Below are 26,473 nucleotides of genomic sequence, written 5' to 3'. Positions count from 1 at the left end.
CGCGCCTGACGTGCCGGCGGTGCCATCAGCGGACGGGCTCGGAGTGGAGCGAGAGCGTCGCCCCGAGCCCGTCCGCTGGCCTGGGATCAGTGGGCGGGCTCGCCGAACCAGCGGGAGAGGTGCTCGTCCAGATCCCGTTGATCCTCACCGACCCAGGCGACGTGACCATCGGGGCGGAGCAGGACACCCGGGACGTCCAGCTCCGCGGTGGGATCCGCCAGGTGATCGACCCGGTCCGACCAGCCGTCGAGGGTCAGGCGTTCCGTGCGGTCCAGCAGCAGGCCCCGGCCGCCGTGCAGCAGACCGTAGAGGTTGCCCTGTTTGACAGCGATGTCGCGCAGGCGGCGGCCGAGCAGGTCGGAGCCCGTCCCGAAGTCGTACCGGATGCCGATCCCGGTGATCTTCTCGATCAGATGGCGGTTCACCTCGTCGAGGTCCATCAGTTCGGTGAGCAGCCTGCGTACGGCCTGTGGGCCCGGTTCGGGGGACAGCAGTTCCACCTGCGCGCGGGTGTTGTCCAGCACGTCCTCGGCGACCGGATGACGTTCGGCCTGGTAGGTGTCCAGCAGCGTCTCCGGCGCCCAGCCCCGGACCTGTGCGGCCAGCTTCCAGCCGAGGTTGACCGCGTCCTGTACGCCCAGGTTGAGGCCCTGCCCGCCGATGGGTGGATGGATGTGTGCCGCGTCGCCGGCCAGCAGCACCCGCCCGACCCGATACCGTTCGGCCAGCCGGGTGGCATCCCCGAAGCGGGACAGCCAGCGCGGAGAGTGCACGCCGAAATCGGTCCCGGCGATGGCGCGCAACTGTTGTTGGAAGTCCTCGATGGTGGGTGGCTCCGCCCGGTCGCTGATCCCTGCGGCGGGGACCACCACGCTGTAGACGCCGTTGCCGAAGGGCCGGAGCCAGAAGGGGCGACGCGTTTCGCTGATCTCGGCCACCTTCGCGGCGACCTCCTCCGGTGGCGCGCCTACTTCCATCTCGCCCATCAGCGTCTCGGTCCGAGCGGGCTCGCCGGGGAAGCCGACACCGAGCAGTTTGCGTACCGTGCTGCGCGCGCCGTCGCAGCCGACGAGGTAGCGCGACCGCAGCCGCTCCCCGTCTGCCAGTGTGGTGGTCACGCCCTCGTCGTCCTGCTCGACACCGGCGACCGCGCAACCGCGCCGGACCTGCGCACCCAGTGCGATCGCGTGTTCTTCGAGCAGGTTCACGATGACCGGCTGCGGAATACCCAGCAGATAGGCGTACGCGGAATCCAGGCCCTTGGGCTCGGGTTTGGCGATGGCGGCGAAGAAGCCGGCGGCCGGACGCCGTCGTCCGTGCGGGAGGATGCGATCCAACAGACCGCGCATCGCCATCAGCTCAAGGCTGCGAATGTGCAGACCGACGATGCGGACGAACGACGCGGGCTCGGTGTCCTTCTCCAGAACGAGGACCCGTACGTCGTGCAGCCGTAGTTCGGCGGCGAGCATGGCACCGGTGGGCCCGCATCCGACGATGATCACGTCGAAGTCCAGGGATGCGCGGTCGGCGGGGACGTGCAGAGCAGGCATGGTGTCGCCTTTCGAGAGTGCCTTGGTGGCGAGGCGCTCCCGGCGACACCTACGTCAGTCGCTCGGCCATGACGGGAGGGGGAGCACCCACATCGATACAGCGTTCATGGGTCTCACCTCCTCGGGCGGTGTCACGGTCAGCTGCAAGCTACAAGCCGAGCGGCCTGCCCGTCGAGTCATATTCCCAGCGAGCGGTGCAGCCACTCCGTCATGAGCGCGCGTTCGGCGTCGCTGAGCCCCGGGAGCTCGGGCACCACAGTGGCGAAGGTGACCGCCACCGCCCGCACTGTCGTGTCGGGTGTCGCCGGGGTGTTCACCAGGATGCTGCCGAGCACGGCCTCGAACATGGCGTCACTCAGACCACTGTCGCGCTGCTGCGGGGGCGTCGCCAGGAGCGCGAGAATGGTGCCGTTGCCGGCGGCGTGGATCATCATGAGGGCCCGCTGCTCGTCGACCCGCAGCAGGCCGGTCGCGGCCAGTCGTCGCACGCGGATGCGCAGCACCTCGATGCCCGCGGCCGTCGCCGACGACGGACCGCCGCGCCCTCGCGTGCCGATGAGGGCGTACAGCTCAGGATTGGCCAGGCCGAACTCGACGTGCACCCGCCACCCGTGGCGCAGGTCCGCCACCGGGTCAGCCTCGGCGGCTTGGACGGCAGCCGCCTTGGCAGCGACGTAGGTGGCCATGACGTGTTCCGCGACGGCATCGATCAGGCCGTCCTTGTCACCGAAGAGGCGGTAGATGGTGGGTGCCTGCACACCCGCGGCCTCGGCCACGGCGCGCGTCGTCACCGCGTTCGCGCCCTTGTCACGCAGCAGTTGGCTGGCTGCCGTGACGATGCCGAGCCGTACGTCGTCCCGGGTTGCCGTGTCCTGCGCCGGAGTCATGAATCAATGCTAACAGCAACTTGTTATCCTCGGACTATCGCTGCTAACGTTGCGACGCTAACGCCGATAACAAGGAGTGCTCATCATGATCGTCATCACCGGCGCCACCGGTCAGCTCGGCTCCCAGATCGTCGATCGGCTCCTCGATCGGGTTCCCGCCGAGACCGTGGGCGTCAGCGTGCGCGACGTGACCAGGGCCGCGGGTCTCGCTGCGCGCGGCGTACGGGTCCGCGCCGGAGACTTCACCGAACCGGCCACGTTGCAACACGCCTTCGAGGGCGCCGAGAAGGTCCTCGTCGTGTCCGCTGCCATCCGCGGCAGCGGTGCGGTCACCGCGAACCTGGCCGCCATCGACGCCGCCCACGCCGCCGGAGCCAAGCGCATCCTCTACACCAGCCACCAGGCGGCATCCCGGGACTCGCTCTTCCCCGCCCAGCTCACGCACGCCGCGACCGAGGAGCACCTGGCCGGGCTGGGCGTCCCCTTCACCGCGCTGCGCAACGGCTTCTACGCGAGCACTCTCAGCTTCGCCATCGGTACGGCGCTGGAGACCGGTCAGCTCGTGGCACCGGCGGACGGTCCGGTCTCCTGGACCGCACACGCCGACCTGGCCGAGGCGGCGGCCGTCGCCCTCACCGAGGACGGTGCGCTCGACGGGGTCACCGCCCCGCTGACCGCGCCGGAGATGCTCGACCTCGAAGCGGTGGCCGGCGTCCTGAGTGCCATCACGGGCCGCACCATCAGGCGCGTCGTCCCGGACGACGACCAGTGGCGGGCCGAGGCCATCGCGCGGGGCCTCCCGGCGGCGGCAGCCGACTTCACCCTCGGCATGTACCGTGCGGCGCGCCGCGGCGAGTTCGCCGTCACCGACCCGACACTGGAGACTCTCATCGGGCGCCGCCCGACGTCCGTCCGCTCGGTGCTCGACGTCATCGCCGCCCAGGCCTGAGGGGCGCGAGCTCGCCGGGGCTGACTCAGCGGATCGGGGTCGACGGCCCGGCCGCGTCCTCCGTGCGGATGGCCGGCCAGCGACCGCCCGGACGTGTCGTCACCCACCGTGGGCCGGGGCCAGGCCAGCTCGTCAGCCCGCGCCACGTGTGCCCGGGCACCGGGCTGGCGCGGCTGTCGCATGGGCAGGACCACACCCTGGTGGACGGGCGCCGGGGCGCTTGTCAGGTGCGGGCTGGAGAGGAGTCCGACTACCACCGCGTCGCCCTGCGGGTGTGGGCCGTCCCAGGACGACTCCGACCAGGACGAGTGCCAGCCCGCACACCTGCTGGACTGTCAGCACATCTCCGGCTACTGCCGTGCCGAGCAGCACGCCCGTGACAGGGTTGAGCAGTCCGACCAGGCCCACGGTCCCCGCGGGCAGGTGCCGTAGCCCGGTGAACCAGGCGACGAAGGCCAGCGCGGTGGCGACGAGGGTGACGTAGCCGAACGCGAGCAGTGCCGGTGCGGAGAGTGCGGGCGGTGGGCCCTCCACGGCTGCGGCGACAGGCAGCAGGAACAGCCCTCCGGCGGTGAGTTGCCAGGCGGTCGAGGCGAGCACGTCAGTACCGGTGTCGTTCCACCGTTTGGTCAGGATGTGGCCGAATGCCGACACGAGCATGGCCGCGGCCGAGGCGAGGACTCCCGGCGCGCTCACTCCTCCTGTCCCCGTGAGCAGCATGAGGCAGACCCCGCCGAGCCCGATCGCGGCGCCGGCCAGGTGCGCGATGCCTGGCCGCTCGGAGACGAGAGTCCAGGCGATGAGCATCATGGCCAGCGGGGACACCGCCATGACGGTCGAGGCGATGCTCGTCGGGAGGAGCTGTGAGGCGGCGTAGACGAGCACGAAGAACACGCTCACATTGAGCAGCCCGAGCACTGCGGAACGCCACCACCACGCACCGCGCGGTCCCTGTCTGCACATACCCAGCAGAACGAGGCCGGCGGGCAGCGCCCGCAAGGCCGCTCCGTAGAGAGGGCTGTCGGGTGGTAGGAATTCATGGGTGACGTAGTAATTCGTGCCCCAGGCCACCGGTGCGACAGCGGTCAGGGCCACCCACCGCAAATTAGCTTCCACGGAAGACAATATAGCTTCTTAGGAAGCTATATTGGTGTGCATGGACGACCCGCAACCGCCCGACCGCGTGGCCCGCATCCAGGCCGACTGGCGCCGCGAGCGGCCCGACCTCGACATCTCCCCGCAGGGCGTGATCGGCCGGCTGCACCGCCTGGCCGGTTATCTCACCGAAGAACTCTGCCTCGTCTACGGGCGCTACGGACTCAGCGAGGGAGAGTTCGACGTTCTGTGCGCACTGCGGCGCGTCGGCGAGCCCTATGAGCGCGCGCCCGGCGAACTCGCCGCACACACCATGGTCACCACCGGCGCGATGACGAAGCGAATCGACCGACTAGAACGGGCCGGACTAGTCACCCGCCGCCGATCCGACGACGACCAGCGCGGCCGGATCGTGGCCCTCACCCAGCCCGGTCGCGAACTGATCGACCAGGCATTCACCGACCACATGCACAACGAACGCCGCCTGCTGAGCCTGCTGACGACCGCCGAGACCACGGCACTTGAGGGACTGCTCACCACCTGGATCTCACACGTGGAAAATCTGCGTCCGTCCGGCAGCAGGTAACGCGACCGGCGCCGAAAGGCCGAGCGGGTACGCGAGCCGTCACGCCTACAGTCGGTGTGGCGGCTCGCACACGCAGGAGGTGCAGGGACCTGGCGATCGGCCGGTAGCGCACGATCGCGCCCCCGAGCGGGCCGCCAGGCCACCACCCTCCAGCCAAGCCCCGCTGCCTGGTCGTCGTGGCTCAGTTCGCGCCGGCGGGCCGGACCAGTGACGGCGGCAGCTCGGCCGTGGCCAACGTCTGGAAGCACGGACGAAGCAGCTCGATGATCCGGTCGGGTGAGGCGTCCGCGAGTCGGCCGAGTCGCAGCAGGTAACGCTCGATGATCACGCCGTGGACGATTGCGCTGAGCAGGCTGGCGCGTAGTTCGGCGTCCTCGGTGGGAATCGCGGTGATGATCTGGCTGAGCTGGGGCTCGGCGGCGGCTCGGTACCGCTCGGCGGCGTCGGTGTTGGTGAGCATGGAACGCAGGACCGCGAGTGAGGCGACCGGTTCGCCGTCCAGGCGGCTGGCGAGCGAGGCGAGCAGGACGTCGACGATCTCTTCACCACCGCCGCTGGGCAGCTCGTCGGCGGGCAGCTCGGCGGCGCGGGAGAAGAGGTTGTCCTTGGTGCCGTAGTAGTGCATCACCAGGCCGGCGTCGACCCCGGCCGCCCTGGCCACGGCACGGATCGTGGTGCGCTCGAAGCCGAGTTCGGCGAACATCTGCCGGGCCGCCGTCAGGATGCTGTCCTCGGTCTGGCGGCGTTGCTGGGCTCGCGTCAACCGGGGGCTCGGTTCGGTCACCCGGTCATTCTACGGTTGTTGACCGGCCTTCTCGTTCGTTCTACGCTCGTTCAATCAACGCCTGTTCAACCAACGCTGGCCACCTGGGAGGTCGCGATGACATTCTCGTCCCGCACGGTCGTCGAGAAGGTCCTGCAGGCCGGCCGCGAGGTCGACATCGAGACATTCGTGGAATTGATGGCGCCGGACGGATACATCGAATGGCCGTACCGTCCGCCAGGCGTGCCCGGCCGCGTGCGGGGGCGTGCGGAGGTGCGCCGTCACCTCACGCAGACAGCCGGCTCCTTCGTCACGTTCGACGAATACCGCAACGTGATGCTGCACGAAACCACCGACCCCGAGGTCATCATCGTGGAGTACGAGGTGTACGGCAGCGTCGTCGCCACCGGCAGGCCGTTCGAGCAGACGGTGATCGCGGTCATTCGAGTCCGCAACGGGCAGATCATGTCCTATCGCGACTACATCAACCCCCTGCCCCTGGTCGAGGCGATGGCCAACGTCACGGCCCCGCCGACCGGCGGGGTCGTCTAAATCAGACCGAACCGCCGCTGGGCACTCACCGTGGCGTACACGTGGCAACCAGCGTCGTCAGGGGCGGCGTAGGCGCAGGGCGACGAAGCTCGGGCGCTCGGTCAACCGCTCGTAGCGCTCCGGGTTGATGGTGCGTAGCGTCTCGACCGCCCTCGGCTCGACCAGCCGCTCGAGCACGAACCCGGCGTCGAGCACCTCGGTCACCAGGGACTCGAGGGTCATCCGCTGGAAGCGCACAACGATCCCGTCGCCCACCGGGAACTCGACCCAGCTCTCGTCGAAGTACGATCCGCCGAAGTACCGCCAGTCCGAGGTCGGATGTATCGCCGACAGCAGGAACCAGCCGCCCGGCCGCAGCACTCGCCGCACCTCGCCGAGGAACCGGACACGGTCGGTCAGGTGATGCAGTACCAGCGCGCAGACGACCCCGTCGAACGACGCGTCGGCCGCGAACTCCAGCGGGGCGTCCAGGTCGTGCTGCTGCACGTCGGCGCGATCGCCGAGCAGAGCTCGGGCGTGCCGGACCAGCGTCGCGCTGCCGTCCACCGCCACCACCTCGGCTCCCCGGCCGACCAACTCGGCCGCGTAGTGGCCGCCGCCGCATCCGGCGTCCAGGATCCGGAGACCGGCGACGTCGCCGGCGAGTGACAGCATGGCCGGCCGGTCCGTGTAGGCGTTGTGCGGACCGTCGGCGGCGTGTGCCGCGAAGACGTCACCGGCCTGGCCGTGATACGCGTGGGCTGCGGGCATCCGGGAAGCGTGCCCGGGTGCTGGCGCGGGCCGCAACCTGAATCGGCGTCAACGCTGGCCCACGGCGGCGTGTGGCCGGCATCGCCGCCCGGGGCTGACGGGCTCGCTGGGAGATCACCGGCGCCGTCAATCCTGCGGCGGCGGACCGGATGGTCGACGGCCGCTGGCCCGGCAGAGCAAGGCCCACGCCCCGCTCTGCCGGGTCATCCGGACCGTCGACGAGATGAAACGCACCGGCCGCGCACCGATGAGAAATCCGCCGCCACGCCGTCGGTTCTGTTGGCCCTTACGCACCGGTGAAAGGATTAACGACCATGACCGACGCCAGACGGCTGGGCGCCGACGAGGCCACGTTCATCGCTGCGGTCCGCGCGGAGGATTCCGGGCGGTTCGCGCTCCTGACCGAGCGCCACCGGCGTGAGCTGCAGGTGCACTGCTACCGGATGCTCGCGAACTACGAGGACGCTCAGGACATGACGCAGGAGACGTTCCTGCGAGCGTGGCACAAGCGGGAGTCGTTCAAGGGTCACGCGGCCCTGCGGACCTGGCTGTACCGGATCGCGACGAACGCCTGCCTCGACTTCCTGGAGAAGCGCAACGACCGCACACCCGTGCCGTCCGGGCTGCCGGACCCCGACTCCGAAGTGCCGTACCTGCAGCCGTACCCCGACCGGATGCTCCCCGAGGACCCGCAGGAGTCGGTGGTGGCACGGGAGACGATCGAGCTGGCGTTCATCGTCGCCGTCCAGCACCTGCCGCCGCGGCAGCGGGCGGTGTTCATCCTGCGCGACGTCCTCGGCTGGCCGGCGTCGACAGCCGCCGACGCCCTCGAGCTGACCGTCGCATCGGTGACCAGCGCAGTGCAGCGGGCTCGTGTGACGATGCGTGAGCAGCTGCCCGACCGCCGCCTCGATTGGCGCAGTCCCGCCACCCACAAGCTGTCGAATGAGGAGCGCGCCGCGGTGACGTCGTACATCAGGGCCCATGAGCGCAACGACCTCGACGGGCTGACAGCCCTCCTGCGCGACGGCCTGCGCTTCGCGATGCTGCCCGACCCGGGCACCGTGACCACCACCGCCAAGGCGGCGGTGGACGGCTGGGTCTCCGGTGGGCTCTTCCAGCGCGGCCACGACGACTGGCGCGGTATCCCCACGACGGTCAACCGCATGCCTGCCGCCGCGCTGTACCTCCGCGCCCCCGACGCCCCGGAGTACCGGCTGTTCGCCATCGCGGTCCTGCACGTCGTCGACGGGAAGATCGCCGAGCTCACCGGATTCGACGCCGCCGACAAACCATGGCTGGACCTGCCACCGACACGGTGATCACACCTGTCGTCGACCAGGGCCTGGCCCGTGCTCATCGCCTCGTCTCGTATCGGGTCAACACCACGCCACCGGGAAACGTCCGGCTCTCCACCAGGTTCAGGTTCACCCAGTTGTCCAGGGCGGTGAAGAACGGCGTGCCGCCGCCCAGCAGGACCGGTGCGGTGAGCAGCACGTACTCATCGATCAGCCCGGCCCGCATGGCCGCTGCGGCAAGTGTGGCGCCGCAGATGTCCATGGGGCCGCCGTCTTCGGCCTTGAGCCGGGTGATCTCGGTGACCGCGTCGCCGATGACCAGGCGGGTGTTCCAGTCGACGGTGCGGGCCGTCGAGGAGAACACCACCTTCGGCATGTCCCGCCAGCGGCGGGCGAACTCGATCTGTGCCGGTGTGACGCCGGGCTGCTGGTCGGCCGTGGGCCAGTGAGAGCTCATCGCCTCCCACAGTTTGCGCCCGTACAGCGCCAGGCTGGTCGCCCCCACCCGGTCGGACCACCACTGAAACAGCTCGTCACTCGGTACGCTCCAGCCGAGGTCGTCGCCCGGCGCGGCGATGTAGCCGTCCAGGCTCACGTTCATACCGAAGATCAGTTTCCGCATCGTGTTCGCCTCTCGTCAGTCGATCTCACACGTACAGACGGGCCCGGCGCGCAAACCTCATCGGTGCGCGACCTGCGCCCGCAACGGCCGAAGCGCTGGCCGGCGTCACCACCGCTCGGTCCGGCCGACGCCGGCCCGCACGCCGGCCGGAGTCCCGACGACCCGTGGTCACCAGCAGACAGGAAAAATCCAGCCGTGTACGCCGAGGTGGTTCTGGTCCGGCACGCGGTGTCCGTCCAGCCGACCGCGGACGGCCCGCACGAGCGCACCCGGCCGCTCACCCCGACCGGCCTTGGGCAGGCACGTGACCTGGTCGACGCGCTCGTCGAGCCGTGCCCGGCCGCGGTGTGGTCCAGCCCGTACCTGCGGGCCGTCCAGACCGTCCAACCCACCGCTCACGCGCTCGGTCAAGCTGTGCACACCTGGGCGGAGCTGCGGGAGTGGGACGACGGGCTCCCGTTCACCACCGACTGGGAGCCCCACTACGAACGAAGTTGGGCCGAGCCGTCGTTCGCGCGACCCGGGGGCGAGAGCCTGGACCAGGTGACGATCCGTGCCGTCGCGGCGGTGCGGGCGCTGGCCGCGACGTACCCCGGCCGGTGTGTCGTCGCGGCCAGTCACAGCACCCTGATCGCCCGCGCGTTGGGTGGTCTCGGCGTTGCCGTGGACTGGTTTTTCGAGCGGCGCATGCCGATGCCCGCGGTCTATCGCCTCCGCTTCACCGACCGGAGCGCCAGGCCGACGATCCGCGGCCCGTACCTCGATGAGTCGGCGTAGCGCGGCTTCGTCCCCGCTGACAACCGCCGCGGCGGCTTGACCCTCGACCGGGTCGAGGCCCGACCATCGGCGACATGGACGACCAACCGACTCCCGACCCGACAATGACCCGTATCGGCGAGGCGGTGCAGCTCGGCCGATCAGGGCAGCACGGCCCCGCCCGCGACGCCCTCACCGCGTTGTGGGACGAGATCGGTCCCACCGGCGACGCCTTCCACCGCTGCACCCTCGCCCACTACCTCGCCGATCTCCAGGACACCACCGAGGCGGAGCTGAGCTGGGACGAGCGTGCCCTGGCCGCCGTGTCCGACCTGACCGACGAACGCGCCCAGCGCTACCTGTCCTCGCTCCAGGTCCAGGCGTTCCTGCCGTCGCTGCACCTGAACCTGGCCGACTGCCACCGCCGGCTGGGCAACCCCGCCCAGGCCCGGGAACACCTCGCTCGGGCCAGCGAACACCTGGTACACCTGCCGAACGACCCGTACGGCGCGGCCATCCACGCCGCCATCCGCGACTTCGCCGCGGACGACCCGACCGACGCTCGCGGGTAACGGTCGGCGAGGCGGCGCTATGCCGAACCCGACGAGCCCTCGGGGTGGCGAGAACGGGCGGCCGACTGGTGCAGGCCCGGGTGGACGCCGGCCGGGTTCCCGGTGTGCGCGGCGAGCCGTTGCAGGACAGCGACAAGCTGGGCGCGTTCGCCGGCGTCGAGCGCGGTGAGGATCTCGTCCTCATGCTGGTCGGCGACCTCGCGCGCGCGGGGTAGCAGCTGGCGCGCGGCTTCGGTCAGGTGGATGGCGTGGGCGCGACGGTCGCCGGGATGCCGCCGACGTTCGACCAGATCGCGCTGCTCGAGGTCGTCGAGCAGGCCCACCATGACCTTGCGGTGGATGCCCAGCGCGTCAGCGAGCTGTTGCTGGGTGTTGCCTTCACTTCGCTCCAGGTGCATGAGCAGCCCGAAGTGGTTCGGCGCGATGCCCAGCGGCGTCAGCCGCGCGGCGAACGTCTGCGCGATGTGGAACCCGAGCTGTGACAGCAAGAAGTTGGCCCGGCCGACCAGTGGCCGGTCCGTGCCAGGTGCGGACTCGTCGAACACCTCGATATTGTACGTCCTCGTTATTGTCCGATACGGTAACAGTTACCGGCGATCCACACCTGGAGGATGATGATGAGAATGACCGTCTTCGGTGCGACCGGGGGTATCGGCAGCCACGTCGTGCGTCAGGCACTCGACCGCGGCTGCACCGTGACCGCGGTCGTCCGCGACCCGGTCCGCCTCGACGTGCGACACCCGGCACTGGAGGTCACGACGGTGTCGACGCTCGACGACGCCGACGCACTGGGCCCCGTGGTGCGCGGCAGCGACGTCGTCCTGTCCGGGGTGGGCCCGCGCGGACGCCACGACGGGCCGGTCGCCTCCACCGCCACGCGCGCCATTCTGAGCGCGATGCACGCCGAAGGTGTCCGCCGACTCGTCGTGGTCAGCGCCGCTCCGGTCGGCCCGACACCGGACGAGGACAGTTTCCTCAACCGCCGCGTTGTCCTGCCAGTCATCAGTGCCCTGCTCAAAGACCTGTACGCGGACCTGCGTGCCATGGAGCACGCGATGGCGAACAGCCAGGCGCAATGGACGGTGCTACGGCCGCCGAAGCTGGTGAACAAGACGATGACCGGCCGGTACCGCACCACCATCGGCGGCAACGTCGTTCGCGGCTACACGATCTCGCGGGCCGACGTGGCCCACGCCATGCTCGCCGCCGTGGACGACCCCGCGACAATCCACCGGGCGATCGGCATCGCGTACTGACCGAGCACCGTCATCCTGATCCGTCGTGCGCCCACGCGTTCCGGCATGCCCGACCCGTCGCTCAGCGCAGCATCGCCCGGGTCATTCGGCGGGTGGCGACGGCCATCGCGATCGAGCCGAAGGCGAGCAGGTAGGCCACCGGAATGAGCAGGCCCCAGCCGAGTCGGCCCAGCATCGGTTCGCGCACCAGCTCGATGCCGTGGTAGAGCGGCAGCGCCTGGATCAGGGGCCGCACCGCCTCCGGATAGACCGACAGGGGATAGAACGTCGTCGCGAACAGGAACATCGGCAGCATGAAGAGCTGGATGTACTGGAAGTCGGAGTAGTCGCGCAGGTACGTCGTGACGGCCAGCCCGCCGGCGGCGAACGCGTAGGAGATCAGCACCGACGCCGGCAGGGCCAGCAGTGCCCAGGCCGAGGTGACCAGCCCGCTGACCGCCATGAGGGTGAGGAAACCGATCGACGTCACCAGCGCGTTGATCATCGCGCTGGTGACCTCGCCGACGGCGATGTCGGTGACCGACAGTGGTGTCGGCAGGATCGCCTCGTAGGTCTTCTCGACCCGCATCCTGGCGAAGACGCCGAAGCTCGTCTGGTTGAACGCGGTGTTCATCGCGGTCGTGGCCAGGATCGCCGGCGCCACGTAGACGGCGTACGGGACATCGACTCCGGGGACCGTGCCGACGAGCAGCCCGACGCCGACACCTATCGACAACAGGTACAGGACCGGTTCGACGAGCGCGTTGAGCAGCGGGGTGAGCGACCGGCGGTAGATCATGGCGTTGCGTTCGACGAGCGCGAGGGCTCGGCGGGCCGTCCAGGCCGGCACGACGACGGTGCTCATGCTGTCTCCCCGAGGCTCGGTGGGTGGGCCGTCACGGGTGCAGCCGTCGGCGGTAGGTGACCCGGGCGACCAGGAAGCCGCCGACCGCGAGTGTCAGCAGGTAGGCGATGTGGACGCAACTGCCGGTGATCGTGGCCGTGCCGAGGCTGAGGGTGCGGCACAGTTCCACCCCGTGCCACAGCGGCAGCACATAGGACAGCGGCCGGATCCACTCCGGTAGCTGCGAGACGGCGAAGAACGTGCCGGAGAACATGTAGAGCGGCATGATGACGAAGCGGAACACGGTGTCGATGTGGCGCAGCTTGCGGACGCCGACTGCCCACGCCGCGGCCGGCGTCGCGAACGCGGCTCCGGTCAGCGTCGCGCCGAGCAGGGCGCCGAGTGCCCACCAGCCGCCGATCAACCCGAACGCGGCCATCACCGCGACGAAGGCGCCGCTGGCGATGAGCACCCGGACGGTGATGAAGAGCAGGTGTCCGGCGGCGAGTTGCTCCGGTCGCAGGGGCGTCGGGGTGGCGCTGCGGTAGGCCCCGAAACCCGCGGCCCGGGCGACTCCCGCCGCCCCTTCCAGGAACGCGTTCTGCATCGCGGCGGCGGCCAGCATGCCCGGGGCGAAGAACGCCGCGTAGGAGACGCCGGCGATCTGGGGTGGCGCGTTGTCGTCGACGAGGGCGCCCAGGCCGGCGCCGATGCCGATGAGGAACAGCAACGGATTCAGTACGTTGAGCACGATCGAGCCACGCCAGGTGCGCCGGTAGCGCGTGACCCAGTATCCGAAGGCGTGCAGCACCGGTGGTCCTCCCTGCTACTCGATCAGCGATCGGCCGGTGAGGGTGAGGAACACGTCCTCCAACGTCGCGCGGCGGACCAGGGCGGTGAGCGGCGTGAGCGACATGGCGTGCACCGCGCCGAGGGCGGCCTCACCGTCTGCGGTGTAGACGAGCACCCGGTCGGGGAGCAACTCGACGCGCCCGTCGGTGTCGTTGCCGCCGGTGGCCAGGGCCGACGTGCGCAGTTTCTCCGCGACGGTGTCGCGTTCGTCGAGGCGGAAGCGCAGTTCCAGAACCTCGCGCGTGGCGTACCTGCCGATCAGGTCCCGGGGTGAGCCCTGCGCGACGATCCGGCCGTGGTCGACGACGATGAGCCGGTCACAGAGTTGCTCGGCCTCGTCCATGTAGTGGGTGGTGAGGATGAGCGTGACGCCCTCCTGCTTGAGCTGGAAGAGCCGGTCCCACAGGACGTGGCGGGCCTGCGGGTCGAGGCCGGTGGTGGGCTCGTCGAGGAGCAGGATGTCGGGTTCGTTGATCAGGGAACGGGCGATGGTCAGCCGTCGGCGCATACCCCCGGAGAGCGTCTCGACCTGGTCGCCGGCCTTCTCCTGAAGCTGGGCGAAGTCCAGCAGTCGGGTCGCGCGGTCCCGGATGACGGCCCGCGGCAGACTGAAGTACCGCCCGTAGATGTGCAGGTTCTCCCGGACGGTCAGCTCGTTGTCCAGGTAGTCGTCCTGCGTCACGACGCCCAGCCGGGCACGGATCTGCGGCCCCTGGCGCATCGGGTCCATGCCGAGCACGCGCAGGCTGCCGCCGCTGATCGGCGACGTCGCGGCGATCATCCGCATGGTGGTGGACTTGCCGGCGCCGTTGGGGCCGAGCAGCCCGAACGATTCGCCCCGCTGGACCTCGAAGTCGATGCCGGCGACGGCGTGGAACTCCGCTGTGGACCCGCGCGGCGGATAGATCTTCGTCAGCTGGGTCGCCTGGACCAGCGGGTGTTCGCTCACCACGGCAGCGTACGGAAAATCAACAGGCTTCTGCAAGATCTGGGCAGGGCACTGAAAAATCCCGGTGCCGCGGCAGATCCCGGTTGCGGCATCCGACCGGCAGTGCGAGGCTCGACGAATGTCCGCGCTGACCGGTGCCGACCTGCTCCAGGCGGCCGACGAGATGACGCGGGTGCTGCACCCGCACCGCGAGCGCGACTGGTCCGTGCCCGCCGGCACCCTGACCTGGAGCTGCTGGACCACCGCCGCGCACGTCGCACACGACCTGCTCGCGTACGCCGGCCAGGTCACCGCCAGCCCCACAGACAGCTACCTGCCGTACGACCTGCGGGTCTCCCCCGACGCGAGCCCGGCGCAGACCCTCACTGTGGTGCGGGCCAGCGCCGGGTTGCTCGCCACCGCCGTCGACGCCGCCCCGGCGCACGCGCGGGCCTGGCACTTCGGGCCCTGCGACCCGGCTGGCTTCGCCGCCATGGGGGCGGCCGAGACCCTGCTGCACACCCACGACATCACCCTCGGTCTCGGCGTGCCCTGGCAGCCACCACGGCGGTTGAGCGCGGCGGTGCTGCGGCGGCTCTTCCCGGACGCCCCGGACGGCGCCGCGCCCGAGGTTCTGCTGTGGATGACCGGCCGCGGCGAGCTGCCCGGCCGGGCACGACGCACCTCGTGGGTGTGGCGAGCGGCGGTGGACTGACCCTAGCCGGCGGTCAGCGAGTGCCGGTGACCGTCCAACGGGAACGGAGGCCGGGCCGGCAGCACCTCCTGGAACCGGTAGCCGCTCTTCTGCGCCACCCGGCAGGACGCCACGTTGTCCACCTGGTGCAGCAGGTCGAGGCGCTTCATCGCGGGAAACTCGTCGAACGCCCACCGGCTCAGCGCGGTGACCGCCCGCGGGGCGACGCCACGACCGCGCGCCCACGCCGCCGTCCAGTAGCCCACCTCGGGCTCCGGCCAGTGCGCGCTGACCGTCTTGAGCACCACGTTCGCCACCAGCCGTGGGCCGTCCGCGTCGTCCTCGACGACCGCGAAGCTGTACCGCCGACCGGCGTCCCAGTCCTGTCGCACCCGCTCCAACCACTGCCGACCCTCGGTCAGGTTGGTCACCGGCATCCGGGTCCACCGGCGCAACACCGGGTCCCGGTACACGTCCAGCAGGGCGTCCAGGTCGTCGTCGAGCCAGGGTCGCAGGGCGAGGCCCGGCATCGAGGAGGTACCGGACGCCCGCAACTCGATCACCATCCGCCCAGTCTGGCGGTGCCGTGCGAGGCCGACCACCCGGGTCAGCGCGAACGGCGACGCCAGGGCAACCACCAGGTACGGCGGGACCGGCGCGGCGCGGCGACGGCGCTCGCCCGCTCGGTCGGGGGCGTCGGAACGCGGGGCGGGGCATGCTCGGCGCGCCAACGGCGCACCACCTCGTCGACGTTCACCGGACGCACCGCGACGCGCGGACCGTCGGGGTTGCGCAGCCAGGCCACGATCTGCGTGTTCAGCTGGCCGACGAAGTCGCGTACGGACTGTTCGGTGGGCAGGTCGCGGACCTCGTCGGGGACCTGCTCGATGCGCCGACGCAGTTGCAGCGGGGTGGGCAGGAGCAGGTCGCTGGGCAGTGCCTCCCGCTCCAGGAAACTCTTGATCCACCACGACTCGTCGTACGGTGCTCCTCGACCGGGGATCGGCTTGCCCATGCCGGGCAGGTCGTCGAACTCGCCGCGTTGCACGGCTCCCCGGATCTGCGCCTCCACTGCCGCTTCCCACGCCTCGGTCACCCTGCGGCACCTCCCCCGGCCACCGTAACGCGCCGCCTCCGGACGGCGACACGCACCTGACGCGGATCAGCGCGTGCCCGGCCGTGACCATTCCCGGCGGCACCGGCCGGGGGTGGTTTCGGCCCAGGTGTCCGAATCGAGGGCCACGATCTGCCAGGTGGCCCTCGGTCCACACTGTCACCCGGCCTACCGTCGGTGCGAAGACGCCGAACGGGGGAAACGTCATGGTCGGTACGGGTGCACTGCTGGGTACCACACTTGTCGCGTTGGGGGTGGTCCTCACGCCCGGCCCGAACATGGTCTACCTGGTGTCCCGCTCGGTGGCGCAGGGCCGCCGGGCCGGGCTGGTGTCACTGCTCGGGGTGGCCGCCGGTTTCGGCGTCTACCTGGCGGCGGCGGTCGCCGGCCTAGCCGCCGTGTTCGTCCTGGTGCCGACGCTGTACGCGGTGGTGAAGTTCGCCGGGGCCGGTTACCTGCTCTGGCTGGCGTGGCAGACGCTGCGTCCGGGTGGGCACTCACCGTTCACCCCCACGCCGCTGCCACCGGACCGGCCCCGGCGGCTGTTCACCATGGGCCTGGTCACCAACCTGCTGAACCCGAAGATCGCCATCCTCTACGTGTCGGTGCTGCCCCAGTTCATCGACCCGGCGCGCGGGCACGTGGCGACGCAGAGTCTGCTGCTCGGCCTGACCCAGATCACCGTCGCGCTGATCGTGAACACGTTGATCGTGCTCAGCGCCGGCTCGTTGGCTGGGTTCTTCGCCCGCCGACCCGGGTGGCTGCGGGTGCAGCGCTGGGTGACCGGGACAGCCCTGGCCGCACTGGCCGTCCGGATCGCCGCCGACCGCTCCCGCGCGGCGGTCGCCACACCCTGACCGGAGCCTCGCCCCCCGGTGGCGGCGGACGATCATGCGCCACGCCCGGTCCTGAGCCTTACTGCCCCCGGTCGCGGCGGAGCATTGCGCGCCACGCCGGGCCGGGGCCTTACTGCCCCCGGTGGCGGCGCAGCATCGCGGCGGCCAGGGGCGCGGCGTCCAGGTCACCGGCGGCGAGCCGAGCCGCGAGGGTACGGCGTACCAGTCGGTCGGCCAGCGCGGGCGCGTGCCGCCCGACGGCCAGCTCCAGCCGTCCACGCCGGGTGGTCGCCACGTCCCGAGGTGCCCGGCGGGCGGTTGCGGCGCGCAGGATCGCCGCCACCACCCCCTCGACCGGCTCGGGACGGGACACTCCCCGCAGCGACAGCCCGGCCTCGGCGGTGCTGTGGTGGATGGGTGAGGCGACCATGCTCGGGTAGACCACGCTGACCCCGACGTGCGTACCGACCTCGTGGCGCAGCGCGTCGGCGTACGCGACCAGGGCCCGCTTGCTGACCCCGTACGCGGCGGCGAGCGGCAGTGGCAGGACCGCCATCCGGCTCGCCACGAAGATCACCCGGCCGCGTGCGGTGAGCAGCGGCGGCAGCGCCGCGGCGGTGGTCCGCCAGGCGGCCAGCAGGTTGACCTCCAGCTGTCGCCGGACCACCTCGTCGGGTGCCAGCTCGGCCGGGGCGGGGCCACCCACACCGGCGTTGTTGATCAGCAGGTCGAGCCCGCCGAGCCGGTCGGTAGCGGCCCGCACCGCCGCCGGCACGGCGTCCGGGTCGGTCAGGTCGCAACCGAGCACCGGCAGGCGGGCGTCGGGGCGGGCGTGCAGGTCGAGCCCCACCACCTGAGCCCCGGCGGCGGTGAACGCCGCGCCGAGGTGCCGGCCGAAGGTTCCGCTCGCGCCGGTCACCAACACCCGACGGCCAGCCAGCCCACCGGCCACCCGACCCTTCACTGCTCCACCCCGACCGACGAGGCAGCACCAGCCGCGTCGCCCGCACTGCCTGCGTGGCGCGCACTGGCCGCGCCACCCGCACTGCCTGCGCCGGCCGCGGCGGTTGAGTCGGGCGCACCGGCGGTGCCGGAACGGGCGCGGCGGGTTCCGGCGGTCAACTCGCGGGTCAACTCGGCCAGGTAGACGTCGAAGTCCACGCGCATCGCCGGACGGCGTTGCCCCCAGCGGGCGGTCGCGGCCCGCAACTCGGCCCGGCAGACGGCCCGCTGGCGGTCCGGGTCGGGCAGCGCGTACCGGCCGGCGAGGTGCGCGGCGATCAGCTTCGCCTGCGCCTCCACCAGGGGGAAGGCCGAGCCGGTGGACTGCATCAGCCCCACGAACGTCAGGCCCGGGACGTCGGGGTGGAACACGTGCCGGTACAGCGGCAGGCTGTCACCGTTCCCGCCGAGCAGCGCCGGATCGAGGAACGGGATCTCCACCCGGTAGCCGGTGCACCAGATGATCAGATCCACGGAGTCGCTGCGACCGTCGGTGAACTCGACCCGGTCCCCGTCCAGGGCGGCGACGCCGGGTCGGGCCTCGACGTCGCCGTGGGTCAACCGGGACAGCAGACCGTCGGAGAGCGTCGGATGATCCTGCAGGAAGCCGTGCGTCGGGGCGGGCAGCCCGTACCGGGCGGGGCTGCCGACGGTGGCGCTCAGCGTGGCCTGGCTGATGCGTTGGCGCAGTCGCCACGGCAGTCGGCGGGCCAGCGCCCCGTTCAGGGTGTCCGAGGGGCGGCCCAGCAGGTACTTCGGCACCACCCAGACGCCTCGGCGCAGCGACAGCAGGGTGCGGGTGGCGGCGTACGAGGCGTCCACCGCGATGTCCATCGCGGAGTTGCCGCCGCCGACGACCAGGACCCGCTTGCCGGTCAACTGCTCCGGACCCCGGTAGTCGTGGCTGTGCAGCTGCTCGGCCGTGCTCGTGCCGGGGTACGACGGGTCGGGCAGTCGGGGCACCCGGTTGTGCCCGTTGGCGACGACCACGGCGTCCACGGTGACCGAGACCGGCCCGTGCGGCCCGTTCGCGGCCACCGTCCACGTGCCGGCGGGATCGCGGGTGACCCGCTCGACGGTGTGCCGCAGTCGGATGGTGTCGCCCAACCCGAAGTGCTCGGCGTAGTCGGCGAGGTAGCCGGCGACCCGGCGGTGATCGGGGTAGTCGGGCCAGTCGGTCGGCATCGGGTGGTCGGCGAACTGGGTGCGCCCACGGCTGGTGTTCAGGTGCAGCGTGCGGTACGCGGGCGAGTCGGGTGCCCCGTACACCCAGAGGCCGCCGACCTGGTTGGCGGCCTCGAAGCCGATCGTCGGCACCGCGGCGTCGCGCAGTGCCTTGACGGCGGCGAGCCCGGCCGCGCCGGCGCCGATCACCGCCACCCGAGGTGGTACGCCCATCGCCGCCCCCCACTTAATCCAACGTCCGATGGATAATCGTCGTGCGGCGGCGACGCGTCAAGGGGCCGACGACCCGTACAACCCGTCGAGCAGGCGATGCACGAACGCCCGGAACTCGCGCCGTTCCCGGGCCCCGGGCGCGCCGGCGGCCAACGCCACCACGTGCCCGTGCGTCGCCCAGACCAGGCTGCGAACGGTGATGTGCGGGGTCGGCTCGGCCAGCGCGCCGGTCGCCGCGGCGGCGGTGAGCAACTCCGCGACCAGCCGGTACAACGGTTCGGCGTAGCGCTTGTCGAGCTCGGCGTGCCGCTGCGGTTCCAGCCAGCGGCGCAGCCACAGCGCGGTGGTCTCCGGGCGGTCTTCGAGGAAGTCGACGAAGACGTCGACCAGCTCGTGCAGGGCGCGTCGCGCCGCGTCCGGCCCCGCGTCGAGAGCGGCGCGGGCCTGCTCGGCGGCCTCGGTGAGCACCTCCCGCTCGGCGGCGAAGACCCGGGCGAAGCAGGCGTCGTAGAGCGCCGCCTTCGTACCCGTGTGGTGGGCGACGGTGGCGACGTCGACCCCGGCGGCGGCGGCGACCTCCCGCAGCCCGACGGCGTCGAAGCCACGCTCGGCGAACAGCGCGGTCGCCGCGGTGAGCACCACCTCGCGGGTCGGTCGGGTCTCCTCGCGCCGCGGTCGACCGGGACGGCGTCGGGGCATGGTCATGGCCGCCATTCTGCCCCTAGAATCCAGCAACCGTTGGATTACCGAGGGGATGCGGCGATGACCGGGCTGGACCGGCGGCCCGTGGCCGCCACCGACGCGACGCTACCCCGCGGCCCCCTGGCCGGCTTCGCCGTCGGGTCGCTCGGCATGGGGATCTGGGTGACAGTGCCCGGCCTGCTGCTGCTGTACTTCCTCACCGACGTGCTGGCGGTCGGGCCGTGGTTGGCCGGTCTCGCGCTGCTGCTGCCGAAGATCGCCGACGTGCTGCTGCACCCGTGGGTGGGGCACCGCGCCGACGTGGAGCAGACCCGACGCGGCGACCGCCGTCGCCTGCTGCTGCTCGGCTGCGCCCTGCCTGTCGCGTTCGCCGCGCTCTTCGCGGTGCCCGGCGGGCTGACCGGCGCGCCGGCGGCCGCCTGGGTGGCCGTGTTCTTCGTCGCCGGCAACCTCCTCTTCGCCGCCTACCAGGTCCCCTACCTGGCCACCCCGGCCGACCTGCGGATCGGTTACCACGAACGCACCCGGCTGATGGCGTTCCGGATGGTCGTGCTGACCCTGGGCATCCTGGTCTCCGGGCTGCTGGCCCCGCTGCTCACCGGCGGCGACGCCGCCACCCGGGGCGGCTACCAGCGCATGGGCGTGGTCCTCGCCGGGGGGATGCTGGTGGCCATGCTGGTCGGTGTCGCCGGCATCGCCCGGCTGCGCGGGTCCGCGGCGGGCGGCGTCGGGTCCGGGCACGGCGGGTGGCGGGCGTTGCGCACCGCCCTGCGCGACCGGCAGTTCCGGTGGCTGGTCGCCGCGTACCTGGCCATGTCCACGACCACCCACCTGGTGCTCGCCGGGGTGCCCTACTACGCCGAGTACGAGCTGCGCGCGCCCGGTCTGACCACGGTGCTGGTGGCCGCGTTCGTGGCGCCGGCGCTGCTGGTCACGCCGGCCTGGCTGGTGGTGGCCCGCCGCCTCGGCAAGCAGCGGGCGTTGCTCGGTGCGCAGAGCGCGTTCGCCCTCGGTTCGCTGGTGCTGGCGGTGGGTCGCCCGGCCGGCCTGCCGGTGCTCATCGGCGCGGTGGCGGTGCTCGGTGTGGCGTTCGCCGGCATGCAACTGCTGCCGTTCTCGATGCTGCCCGACGTGATCCGCGCCGCCACCGACACCAGCGGTGCCGAGACCACCACCACCGCGAGCGGTGCCGAGACCACCAGCGCCGCCAGCGGTGCCGGCACCTACACCGGGGTGTGGACGGCCACCGAGGCCACCGGTGCGGCGCTGGGCCCGTACGCGTACGCGCTGTGCCTGGCCGTTGGTGGTTTCGTGGCCTCGACGGCCGGTGAGTCCCCGACGCAGCCCGACACGGCGCTGGCGGCGGTCCGCTACGGCTTCGGGTTGCTGCCTGCGGTGGCGATGCTCGCGGCGCTGCTGCTGCAACGCCGCTACACCCTGGACGCGAGCGCCCGCGCGGCGAGCTGACCCTGGCGCGGTGTGGGCGGCCAGCGCCGCGGCACTAGACTGCCACCTCGATGGATGCCCAGCCCACCACCACCGAGACCCGCCCCTGCGCCCACTGTGGAGCACCGGTGCCGCAGCGTGTCGGCGCGGGCCGACCGTTTCGCTACTGCCGGGACAACGACGGCGCCTGCCAGCGGGCCTCGCGTAACAGCCGGATGCGGCACCGCAACGCTCCCGGCCTGCCGGGGCAGGTGGCCCGCACCTGGGAGGCGGTGGACCGCCTCGACCAGATCGTCGAGACGTTGACCGAGTCGCTGCACGCCGAGTTGTCGCCGGTGGGGGTGCAGCGGCAGATCGCGCAGGCTCGTGCGGAGGCCGCCACCGAGGTCGCGGCGGCGCAGACCGAACGTGACGAGGCCCGCGACGACGCCGAGACCGCCGCCGCCGACGCGGCGCGCGCCCGCGAGCAGGCCCGCGTGGCTCTCGCCGAGGCCGACGACGCCCGCCAGCGCGCCGAGCGGGCACACCAGCAGGCCACCGCCGCCGACGAGCGCACCCAGCGCGCCGAGGCCGCCCGCGACCAGGCCCGGCACGACGTCAGCGCCGCGCAGGCGCTGCGCGACCAGGCCGAACGGGACCGCGACCAGGCCCGCGTCGAGGTGCGGGACCTGCGCGCGCAACGTGACACCGAGCGGCAGCGGGTGGCCGACCTGACCGCCGAACGCGACGCGGTGCGCGCCGACGCCGAGCGGGCCACCCGGGTCGCCGCCGACGCGACCGAGCGGGCCGGGCGGTGGCAGGCCGAGGTGCAGGACGTGCGGCGTCAGATCGAGCAGGCCCGCGCCGACGCGGCGCGCGCCCGCGCGGAGGCCGCCGACGCCACCCGCGCGCGGGAGCAGGCCGACCGGGCCCGCGACCGGGCCCAGGTCGCCGCCCGGGAGCTCGACGACGCCCGGCAGGAGGCCGCGGAGTTGGCGGCGCGGCTGCGCGCGGAGCTGGCCGCCACCGCGGCGCAGCGCGACGCGCTCACCGGCGAGGTGACCGCGGCCCGGCAGGCGGCGGCCACCGCCGAGAGCCAGGTCACCGCCCTGACGGTACGACTCGACGCCGCCGAGACCGACCGGGACCTGGCCCAGCGGCGGGTGGCGCAGCTCGGTGACCAGGTCAGCGACCTGGCGGTGGCGCTGGCCCGGCTCGGGTCGGTGCCGCAACCGGCCGAGTCGGGCACGGCGCAACCTTCGCGACCCCCGGGCGGTTAACCTCCCCGGTGGCAGCGGATACACCCCGTTGCGGCCCGGCTGGGGATCACCTGGTCGGGTGCGCGTCCCGGCCGGCTACCCTTGGGTCGCGGCCCACCCCCGTGGACGCCTCACGCCCTCGGGCGGGAATGGCTCGACGGGAACGCACCGTTACACCCAGAAGACCAGCACCACGAACGAGGGGAAGTCGATCATGGGCGAGCGTATGCTGCGCGGAAGCCGCCTTGGCGCGGTGAGCTACGAATCCGACCGCAACACGGAGCTCGCGCCGCGTCAGACCCGCGAGTACCTCTGCGCCAAGGGCCATCAGTTCGAGGTGCCGTTCGCCGTCGACGCCGAGGTCCCGACGACCTGGGAATGCAAGTTCGACGGCAGCGTCGCCCGACTCGTCGACGGCAGCGAGCCGGAGCAGAAGAAGGCCAAGCCGCCGCGTACCCACTGGGACATGCTGCTGGAGCGGCGCTCGATCGCCGAGCTTGAGGACATCCTCGAGGAGCGCCTGCAGGAGGTTCGGACCCGCCGCGGCCGCGCCTGAGCCGCACGACGACCGACGCCCCCGGGTTCTCCCCGGGGGCGTCGTCGTGTCCGTGCAGGTGTCAGTGGCGACCGGGCTCGACGATCTCGCCCTCGATGGCCCGACCACCGTCGACGACCACCGGCTGTTCCGGTTGCGGGGTCGGTTGGGGCGCACCCTGGCGCACCCGCACCGTGCGGGGGCCGAACAGGTCACCGGCGACCATCGACGACACCCGCCGCTCGGTGGCCCGCCGCACACCGGCGCGGGCCAGATGACGCACCGGTGGCACCAACAGCAGCAACCCGACCAGGCCGCTGATCAGCCCGGGCACCGCCAACAGCAGGGCGCCGGCCAACCCGACGAGCCCGTCGGTGACCTGCCCGCCGGGTGGCTGCCCGGCCGCCGCGGCGGCGCGGAAACCCCGCCAGGCGCGCATCCCCTCCCGGCGCAGCAGCACCAGCCCCAGCAGGGACGCGGCGAACACCAGCAGCACCGCCGCGCCGAACCCCAGCGCCCGCCCGACACCGACGAACACCGCCAACTCCAGCACCACCGTCAGCAACAGGGCCAACGGTACGAACCTCAGTCCTCGGCGCATCTCACCTCATCGCCATTCTGTGCGGGCACCGTGGGCGTGCCCCGCCCATCCAGCATGACACGGCCGCGCTCACGGCCACCGCACCTGACCGGAGGGGGTGCCGTGCAGGCCACGACGGACCGCCTGGCGGCGGTCCTGCACACCCCAGGTGGTGATCCGCCACAGCGCCTCGGCCACGATCCGCGGGCTCATCTTGCTGTCTCCGCGTTCCCGTTCGGCGAAGGTGATCGGCACCTCCACGATCCGCACCCCGGCCCGGTGCGCCAGCCGGGACAACTCCACCTGGAACGAGTAACCCTGTGACGTCACCGACCCCAGGTCGATGGCGTCCAACGCGCTGATCCGGTAGACCCGGTAACCGCCGGTAGCGTCCGAGACGGGCATACCCAGGGCGAGGCGCGCGTACAGGTTGCCGCCGCGCGACAGCAGCAGCCGCCGCAACGGCCAGTTGACCACCCGCGCGCCGCTGGTCCACCGTGACCCGATCACCACGTCGGCGTCGCGGGCGGCGTCCAGCAACGCCGGCAGGTCCTCCGGCGCGTGCGACCCGTCGGCGTCCATCTCCACGACCGCCTGGTAGCCGCGCTCCCGCGCCCACCCGAACCCGGCCAGGTACGCCGCCCCCAGGCCCTGCTTGCCCTGGCGGTGCAGCACCTGCACGTGCGCGTCGCCGTCGGCGAGGGCGTCGGCGATCGCGCCGGTGCCGTCGGGGCTGTTGTCGTCGGCGATGAGGATCCGCACCGCCGGGACGGCACGCCGCAGGCGGCCCACGATCACGGCGATGTTGTCGGCCTCGTTGTAGGTGGGGATCACCACCAGCACCCGGCCCACACCCGGCACCTCGTCCGGGCGTCGGATCGTATCGGTCGCCTGGATCACGGTTCCTCCGCTCCCGCCGGCGAACCGGCTGTTGCTATCCGGGCCTGACCCGCTGCCGCCGGCGCAGCACCGCCGCGCCGATGAGGGCCGCCACGGCCAGCGCGGCGAGCGTCACCTCCGGCCACCAGCCCAGGCGGGTGGCGAGGGTACGTCCGTCGTCGAGCCGCAACTGCCGCACCACGACCTCCCGGGTGTTGAACCCGGTGGCATCGCTTACCCGCCCGTCGGGTGCGACGAACCCGGACACGCCGACCGTGGACGCCATCAACGCCGGCCGGCCGTGCTCCACCGCCCGCAACCGGACCATGGCCATCTGCTGGCGGGCCTCGGCCACGTTGAAGGTGGCGTTGTTGGTCTGCACCACCAGCAGTTGCGCGCCGCCGGTGACGGTGTCGCGGACGACCTCGTCGTAGGCGACCTCGAAGCAGATGACGTCACCGAGGACGGCCGGGCCGACGCGTACCACGCCCGGGGTGCTTCCGGGCACGAAGTCGGCGCGGATCAGGTCGACCTGCTTGCTGACCATCCGGGCCACGTCGCGCAGCGGCACGTACTCGGCGAACGGCACCGGGTGGCGTTTGGTGTACAGCTGGCTCAGGTCGGCGCCGGTGCCGGGCCGCCACAGGATGCCCGCGTTGCGGACCTGCCCGGGGCCGGGGCCCAGCAGCACCGCGCCGACCAGGATCGGCGCGCGGACCGTGTCGGCGGCCTGGGAGATCCGGGCCCCGGCTGCGGGGTTGCGCAGCGGGTCGATGTCGCTGGAGTTCTCCGGCCACACCACCAGGTCGGGTTGCCGCTCCTGCCCGGCGGCGACCCGCGCGGCCAGGTCGATGGTGGCGTCGGCGTGGTTGTTGAGCACCGCCTGCCGTTGGGCGTTGAAGTCCAGGCCCAGGCGCGGCACGTTGCCCTGCACGATCGCGACGGTGACCGTGGCGCCGGAACCGGCGGTGGCCACCGGCACGAGCAGACCCCCGACGACCACCGCGACCGCCACAACGGCCGGTACGCCCACCGGCGCCCACCGCCGCCCCCGGGTGACCCGTTCGTCCTGCGGGCCGTCAGCGGCCGGTGTGGCGTCCCGCGGGGTGTGTCGGGCGGTGACCCAGCCCCGCCAGGCGGCGGTGACCAGCAACCCGCCGACGAGCGCCGTCGCGAAGGTCACCAGCGGGGCACCGCCCCACGCGGCCAGGCGCAGCAGCGGCGAGGTGTCCTGGCTGAACGCCAACCGCCCCCACGGGAACCCGCCGAACGGGGTGCGGTCGCGCAGCGCCTCCTGCCCCACCCACAGCAGCCCGGTCAGCACCGGCCACGCCCAGCGGACGCGGTCGGCCAGCGGCGACACCCAGGCGGTGGCCGCGCCCAGCAGGGCCAGGTAACCGGCCTGCAGCAGCGACAGCAGCACCCACGGCAGGTATCCGGTGTGCAGGTTCGTCCAGGCCAGCATCGGGGCGAACAGTGCCACCCCGGTGAGGAAGCCCAGGCCGGCGCCGGCCCGCAACCGCCGCCGGTGTGCGGCGGCGGCCAGCAACGCCACCCCGACCGGCGCGAGCGGCCACACCCCGTACGGGGGGAACGCCACCAGCAGGGCCAGCCCGGCGGCCAGGGCCAGGAGCACGGCGACCGTGAGCGGCAGCGGCCCACCGGTGATCACCGGCGGGGGCAGCACCACTGCCGGGGTGGGGGTCTCATCCCGGTCCAGAATCGTCACCGCTTCACCTCGATCACAGGGCGAAGGCTACCTGGCTGGCCTGCGTACCGGCCGCGTCGGGCCGCCGGGCACAGACCGCCC

30 protein-coding genes are annotated in these 26,473 nt (G+C 72.1%); 12 read left to right on the top strand and 18 right to left on the bottom strand.

Features of this window, described 5'->3' with window-relative positions; translation table 11 throughout:
* Positions 1 to 86: 86 nt before the first annotated feature.
* Together rox and AB0B14_RS21775 are read right to left on the bottom strand one after the other, a co-directional pair.
* Positions 87 to 1,550 carry a rifampin monooxygenase gene (rox, locus tag AB0B14_RS21780; RefSeq protein WP_357523820.1) on the bottom strand — a complete coding sequence of 488 codons (1,464 nt, stop codon included), beginning with the start codon at positions 1,548 to 1,550 and terminating at the stop codon, positions 87 to 89.
* Between the two features lie 176 nt (positions 1,551 to 1,726).
* A complete protein-coding gene (locus AB0B14_RS21775) occupies positions 1,727 to 2,437 on the bottom strand; it encodes a TetR/AcrR family transcriptional regulator (protein WP_357067403.1) in 711 nt (236 codons plus the stop codon).
* Positions 2,438 to 2,522: 85 nt separating this feature from the next.
* Here AB0B14_RS21775 and AB0B14_RS21770 point away from each other — a divergent pair, with 85 nt between their 5' ends.
* Positions 2,523 to 3,386, top strand: coding sequence for an NmrA family NAD(P)-binding protein (locus AB0B14_RS21770; protein WP_357067401.1), 864 nt, complete (start codon positions 2,523 to 2,525; stop codon positions 3,384 to 3,386).
* A gap of 132 nt (positions 3,387 to 3,518) precedes the next feature.
* Here AB0B14_RS21770 and AB0B14_RS21765 read toward each other — a convergent pair whose 3' ends face one another.
* Complete coding sequence (locus tag AB0B14_RS21765; RefSeq protein WP_357523818.1) at positions 3,519 to 4,502, bottom strand: EamA family transporter; 984 nt, start codon at positions 4,500 to 4,502, stop codon at positions 3,519 to 3,521.
* A 67-nt stretch (positions 4,503 to 4,569) separates the two neighbouring features.
* On the opposite strand from AB0B14_RS21765, the gene AB0B14_RS21760 reads away from it, so the two are divergent.
* Positions 4,570 to 5,067, top strand: coding sequence for a MarR family transcriptional regulator (locus AB0B14_RS21760; protein ID WP_357523816.1), 498 nt, complete (start codon positions 4,570 to 4,572; stop codon positions 5,065 to 5,067).
* A gap of 181 nt (positions 5,068 to 5,248) precedes the next feature.
* Here AB0B14_RS21760 and AB0B14_RS21755 read toward each other — a convergent pair whose 3' ends face one another.
* Positions 5,249 to 5,851, bottom strand: a complete 603-nt coding sequence (locus AB0B14_RS21755) for a TetR family transcriptional regulator (protein WP_357523814.1) — start codon at positions 5,849 to 5,851, stop codon at positions 5,249 to 5,251.
* An 18-nt stretch (positions 5,852 to 5,869) separates the two neighbouring features.
* Here AB0B14_RS21755 and AB0B14_RS21750 point away from each other — a divergent pair, with 18 nt between their 5' ends.
* Complete coding sequence (locus AB0B14_RS21750) at positions 5,870 to 6,382, top strand: nuclear transport factor 2 family protein (RefSeq protein ID WP_357523812.1); 513 nt, start codon at positions 5,870 to 5,872, stop codon at positions 6,380 to 6,382.
* 57 nt (positions 6,383 to 6,439) lie between these two features.
* Here AB0B14_RS21750 and AB0B14_RS21745 read toward each other — a convergent pair whose 3' ends face one another.
* Positions 6,440 to 7,132 carry a class I SAM-dependent methyltransferase gene (locus AB0B14_RS21745; RefSeq protein ID WP_357523810.1) on the bottom strand — a complete coding sequence of 231 codons (693 nt, stop codon included), beginning with the start codon at positions 7,130 to 7,132 and terminating at the stop codon, positions 6,440 to 6,442.
* Positions 7,133 to 7,446: 314 nt separating this feature from the next.
* On the opposite strand from AB0B14_RS21745, the gene AB0B14_RS21740 reads away from it, so the two are divergent.
* Positions 7,447 to 8,454 carry an RNA polymerase subunit sigma-70 gene (locus AB0B14_RS21740; RefSeq protein WP_357523808.1) on the top strand — a complete coding sequence of 336 codons (1,008 nt, stop codon included), beginning with the start codon at positions 7,447 to 7,449 and terminating at the stop codon, positions 8,452 to 8,454.
* Positions 8,455 to 8,488: 34 nt separating this feature from the next.
* Here AB0B14_RS21740 and AB0B14_RS21735 read toward each other — a convergent pair whose 3' ends face one another.
* Positions 8,489 to 9,052: a dihydrofolate reductase family protein gene (locus AB0B14_RS21735; RefSeq protein WP_357523806.1), complete on the bottom strand. Its 564-nt coding sequence runs from the start codon at positions 9,050 to 9,052 to the stop codon at positions 8,489 to 8,491.
* Between the two features lie 195 nt (positions 9,053 to 9,247).
* Here AB0B14_RS21735 and AB0B14_RS21730 point away from each other — a divergent pair, with 195 nt between their 5' ends.
* Together AB0B14_RS21730 and AB0B14_RS21725 are read left to right on the top strand one after the other, a co-directional pair.
* Complete coding sequence (locus AB0B14_RS21730) at positions 9,248 to 9,829, top strand: histidine phosphatase family protein (protein WP_357523804.1); 582 nt, start codon at positions 9,248 to 9,250, stop codon at positions 9,827 to 9,829.
* A gap of 74 nt (positions 9,830 to 9,903) precedes the next feature.
* Positions 9,904 to 10,380, top strand: coding sequence for a tetratricopeptide repeat protein (locus AB0B14_RS21725; protein ID WP_357067383.1), 477 nt, complete (start codon positions 9,904 to 9,906; stop codon positions 10,378 to 10,380).
* Positions 10,381 to 10,397: 17 nt separating this feature from the next.
* Here AB0B14_RS21725 and AB0B14_RS21720 read toward each other — a convergent pair whose 3' ends face one another.
* Positions 10,398 to 10,925 carry a MarR family winged helix-turn-helix transcriptional regulator gene (locus tag AB0B14_RS21720; RefSeq protein WP_357067381.1) on the bottom strand — a complete coding sequence of 176 codons (528 nt, stop codon included), beginning with the start codon at positions 10,923 to 10,925 and terminating at the stop codon, positions 10,398 to 10,400.
* 78 nt (positions 10,926 to 11,003) lie between these two features.
* On the opposite strand from AB0B14_RS21720, the gene AB0B14_RS21715 reads away from it, so the two are divergent.
* Positions 11,004 to 11,636 carry an NAD(P)H-binding protein gene (locus tag AB0B14_RS21715; protein WP_357067379.1) on the top strand — a complete coding sequence of 211 codons (633 nt, stop codon included), beginning with the start codon at positions 11,004 to 11,006 and terminating at the stop codon, positions 11,634 to 11,636.
* Positions 11,637 to 11,697: 61 nt separating this feature from the next.
* Here AB0B14_RS21715 and AB0B14_RS21710 read toward each other — a convergent pair whose 3' ends face one another.
* From AB0B14_RS21710 to AB0B14_RS21700, 3 genes are read right to left on the bottom strand one after another with little or no spacing between them, the layout of a single operon-like run.
* Positions 11,698 to 12,480 (bottom strand): ABC transporter permease, encoded by a 783-nt coding sequence (locus tag AB0B14_RS21710; RefSeq protein ID WP_357523802.1) that lies wholly within the window; start codon positions 12,478 to 12,480, stop codon positions 11,698 to 11,700.
* 31 nt (positions 12,481 to 12,511) lie between these two features.
* Positions 12,512 to 13,270 (bottom strand): ABC transporter permease, encoded by a 759-nt coding sequence (locus AB0B14_RS21705; protein ID WP_357067375.1) that lies wholly within the window; start codon positions 13,268 to 13,270, stop codon positions 12,512 to 12,514.
* A gap of 15 nt (positions 13,271 to 13,285) precedes the next feature.
* On the bottom strand, positions 13,286 to 14,227 hold the full coding sequence (locus AB0B14_RS21700) for an ABC transporter ATP-binding protein (protein WP_357523936.1): 942 nt from the start codon (positions 14,225 to 14,227) through the stop codon (positions 13,286 to 13,288).
* Between the two features lie 151 nt (positions 14,228 to 14,378).
* Between AB0B14_RS21700 and AB0B14_RS21695 the strand changes: the two genes are divergently transcribed.
* Positions 14,379 to 14,954: a maleylpyruvate isomerase N-terminal domain-containing protein gene (locus AB0B14_RS21695; protein WP_357067373.1), complete on the top strand. Its 576-nt coding sequence runs from the start codon at positions 14,379 to 14,381 to the stop codon at positions 14,952 to 14,954.
* Positions 14,955 to 14,956: 2 nt separating this feature from the next.
* On the opposite strand, the gene AB0B14_RS21690 is transcribed toward AB0B14_RS21695, so the two are convergent.
* Complete coding sequence (locus AB0B14_RS21690) at positions 14,957 to 15,499, bottom strand: GNAT family N-acetyltransferase (RefSeq protein WP_357523800.1); 543 nt, start codon at positions 15,497 to 15,499, stop codon at positions 14,957 to 14,959.
* A gap of 41 nt (positions 15,500 to 15,540) precedes the next feature.
* Positions 15,541 to 16,029, bottom strand: a complete 489-nt coding sequence (locus AB0B14_RS21685; protein WP_357523798.1) for a DUF1992 domain-containing protein — start codon at positions 16,027 to 16,029, stop codon at positions 15,541 to 15,543.
* Between the two features lie 224 nt (positions 16,030 to 16,253).
* Here AB0B14_RS21685 and AB0B14_RS21680 point away from each other — a divergent pair, with 224 nt between their 5' ends.
* Positions 16,254 to 16,904: a LysE family translocator gene (locus AB0B14_RS21680; RefSeq protein ID WP_357523796.1), complete on the top strand. Its 651-nt coding sequence runs from the start codon at positions 16,254 to 16,256 to the stop codon at positions 16,902 to 16,904.
* A gap of 109 nt (positions 16,905 to 17,013) precedes the next feature.
* Here the strand turns inward: AB0B14_RS21680 and AB0B14_RS21675 are convergent, their stop codons facing one another.
* From AB0B14_RS21675 to AB0B14_RS21665, 3 genes are read right to left on the bottom strand one after another with little or no spacing between them, the layout of a single operon-like run.
* Positions 17,014 to 17,847, bottom strand: a complete 834-nt coding sequence (locus tag AB0B14_RS21675; RefSeq protein WP_357067365.1) for an SDR family NAD(P)-dependent oxidoreductase — start codon at positions 17,845 to 17,847, stop codon at positions 17,014 to 17,016.
* A complete protein-coding gene (locus tag AB0B14_RS21670; RefSeq protein ID WP_357523794.1) occupies positions 17,844 to 19,283 on the bottom strand; it encodes an NAD(P)-binding domain-containing protein in 1,440 nt (479 codons plus the stop codon). Before AB0B14_RS21670 ends, AB0B14_RS21675 begins: the two co-directional genes overlap by 4 nt.
* 57 nt (positions 19,284 to 19,340) lie before the next feature.
* Positions 19,341 to 19,988 carry a TetR/AcrR family transcriptional regulator gene (locus tag AB0B14_RS21665; RefSeq protein ID WP_357067360.1) on the bottom strand — a complete coding sequence of 216 codons (648 nt, stop codon included), beginning with the start codon at positions 19,986 to 19,988 and terminating at the stop codon, positions 19,341 to 19,343.
* Between the two features lie 57 nt (positions 19,989 to 20,045).
* On the opposite strand from AB0B14_RS21665, the gene AB0B14_RS21660 reads away from it, so the two are divergent.
* The 3 genes from AB0B14_RS21660 to AB0B14_RS21650 all read left to right on the top strand — a co-directional run bounded on the left by AB0B14_RS21660 (position 20,046) and on the right by AB0B14_RS21650 (position 23,225).
* Positions 20,046 to 21,452, top strand: coding sequence for an MFS transporter (locus tag AB0B14_RS21660; RefSeq protein ID WP_357523792.1), 1,407 nt, complete (start codon positions 20,046 to 20,048; stop codon positions 21,450 to 21,452).
* Positions 21,453 to 21,502: 50 nt separating this feature from the next.
* Complete coding sequence (locus AB0B14_RS21655; protein WP_357523790.1) at positions 21,503 to 22,690, top strand: hypothetical protein; 1,188 nt, start codon at positions 21,503 to 21,505, stop codon at positions 22,688 to 22,690.
* Between the two features lie 193 nt (positions 22,691 to 22,883).
* Positions 22,884 to 23,225, top strand: a complete 342-nt coding sequence (locus AB0B14_RS21650; protein ID WP_030327608.1) for an RNA polymerase-binding protein RbpA — start codon at positions 22,884 to 22,886, stop codon at positions 23,223 to 23,225.
* Between the two features lie 61 nt (positions 23,226 to 23,286).
* Here the strand turns inward: AB0B14_RS21650 and AB0B14_RS21645 are convergent, their stop codons facing one another.
* The 3 genes from AB0B14_RS21645 to lnt all read right to left on the bottom strand — a co-directional run bounded on the left by AB0B14_RS21645 (position 23,287) and on the right by lnt (position 26,353).
* Positions 23,287 to 23,805 carry an FxsA family protein gene (locus AB0B14_RS21645; protein WP_357523788.1) on the bottom strand — a complete coding sequence of 173 codons (519 nt, stop codon included), beginning with the start codon at positions 23,803 to 23,805 and terminating at the stop codon, positions 23,287 to 23,289.
* A 69-nt stretch (positions 23,806 to 23,874) separates the two neighbouring features.
* A complete protein-coding gene (locus AB0B14_RS21640; protein WP_357523786.1) occupies positions 23,875 to 24,684 on the bottom strand; it encodes a polyprenol monophosphomannose synthase in 810 nt (269 codons plus the stop codon).
* Between the two features lie 34 nt (positions 24,685 to 24,718).
* Complete coding sequence (gene lnt, locus AB0B14_RS21635) at positions 24,719 to 26,353, bottom strand: apolipoprotein N-acyltransferase (protein WP_357523934.1); 1,635 nt, start codon at positions 26,351 to 26,353, stop codon at positions 24,719 to 24,721.
* Positions 26,354 to 26,473: the final 120 nt, after the last annotated feature.

The sequence above is a fragment of the Micromonospora sp. NPDC049171 genome, from assembly GCF_040648275.1.
In the GTDB taxonomy this organism is placed as follows: domain Bacteria; phylum Actinomycetota; class Actinomycetes; order Mycobacteriales; family Micromonosporaceae; genus Micromonospora.
Note: the sequence above shows the minus strand (reverse complement) of the source record. Positions and strands in the feature narration are given on the sequence as shown.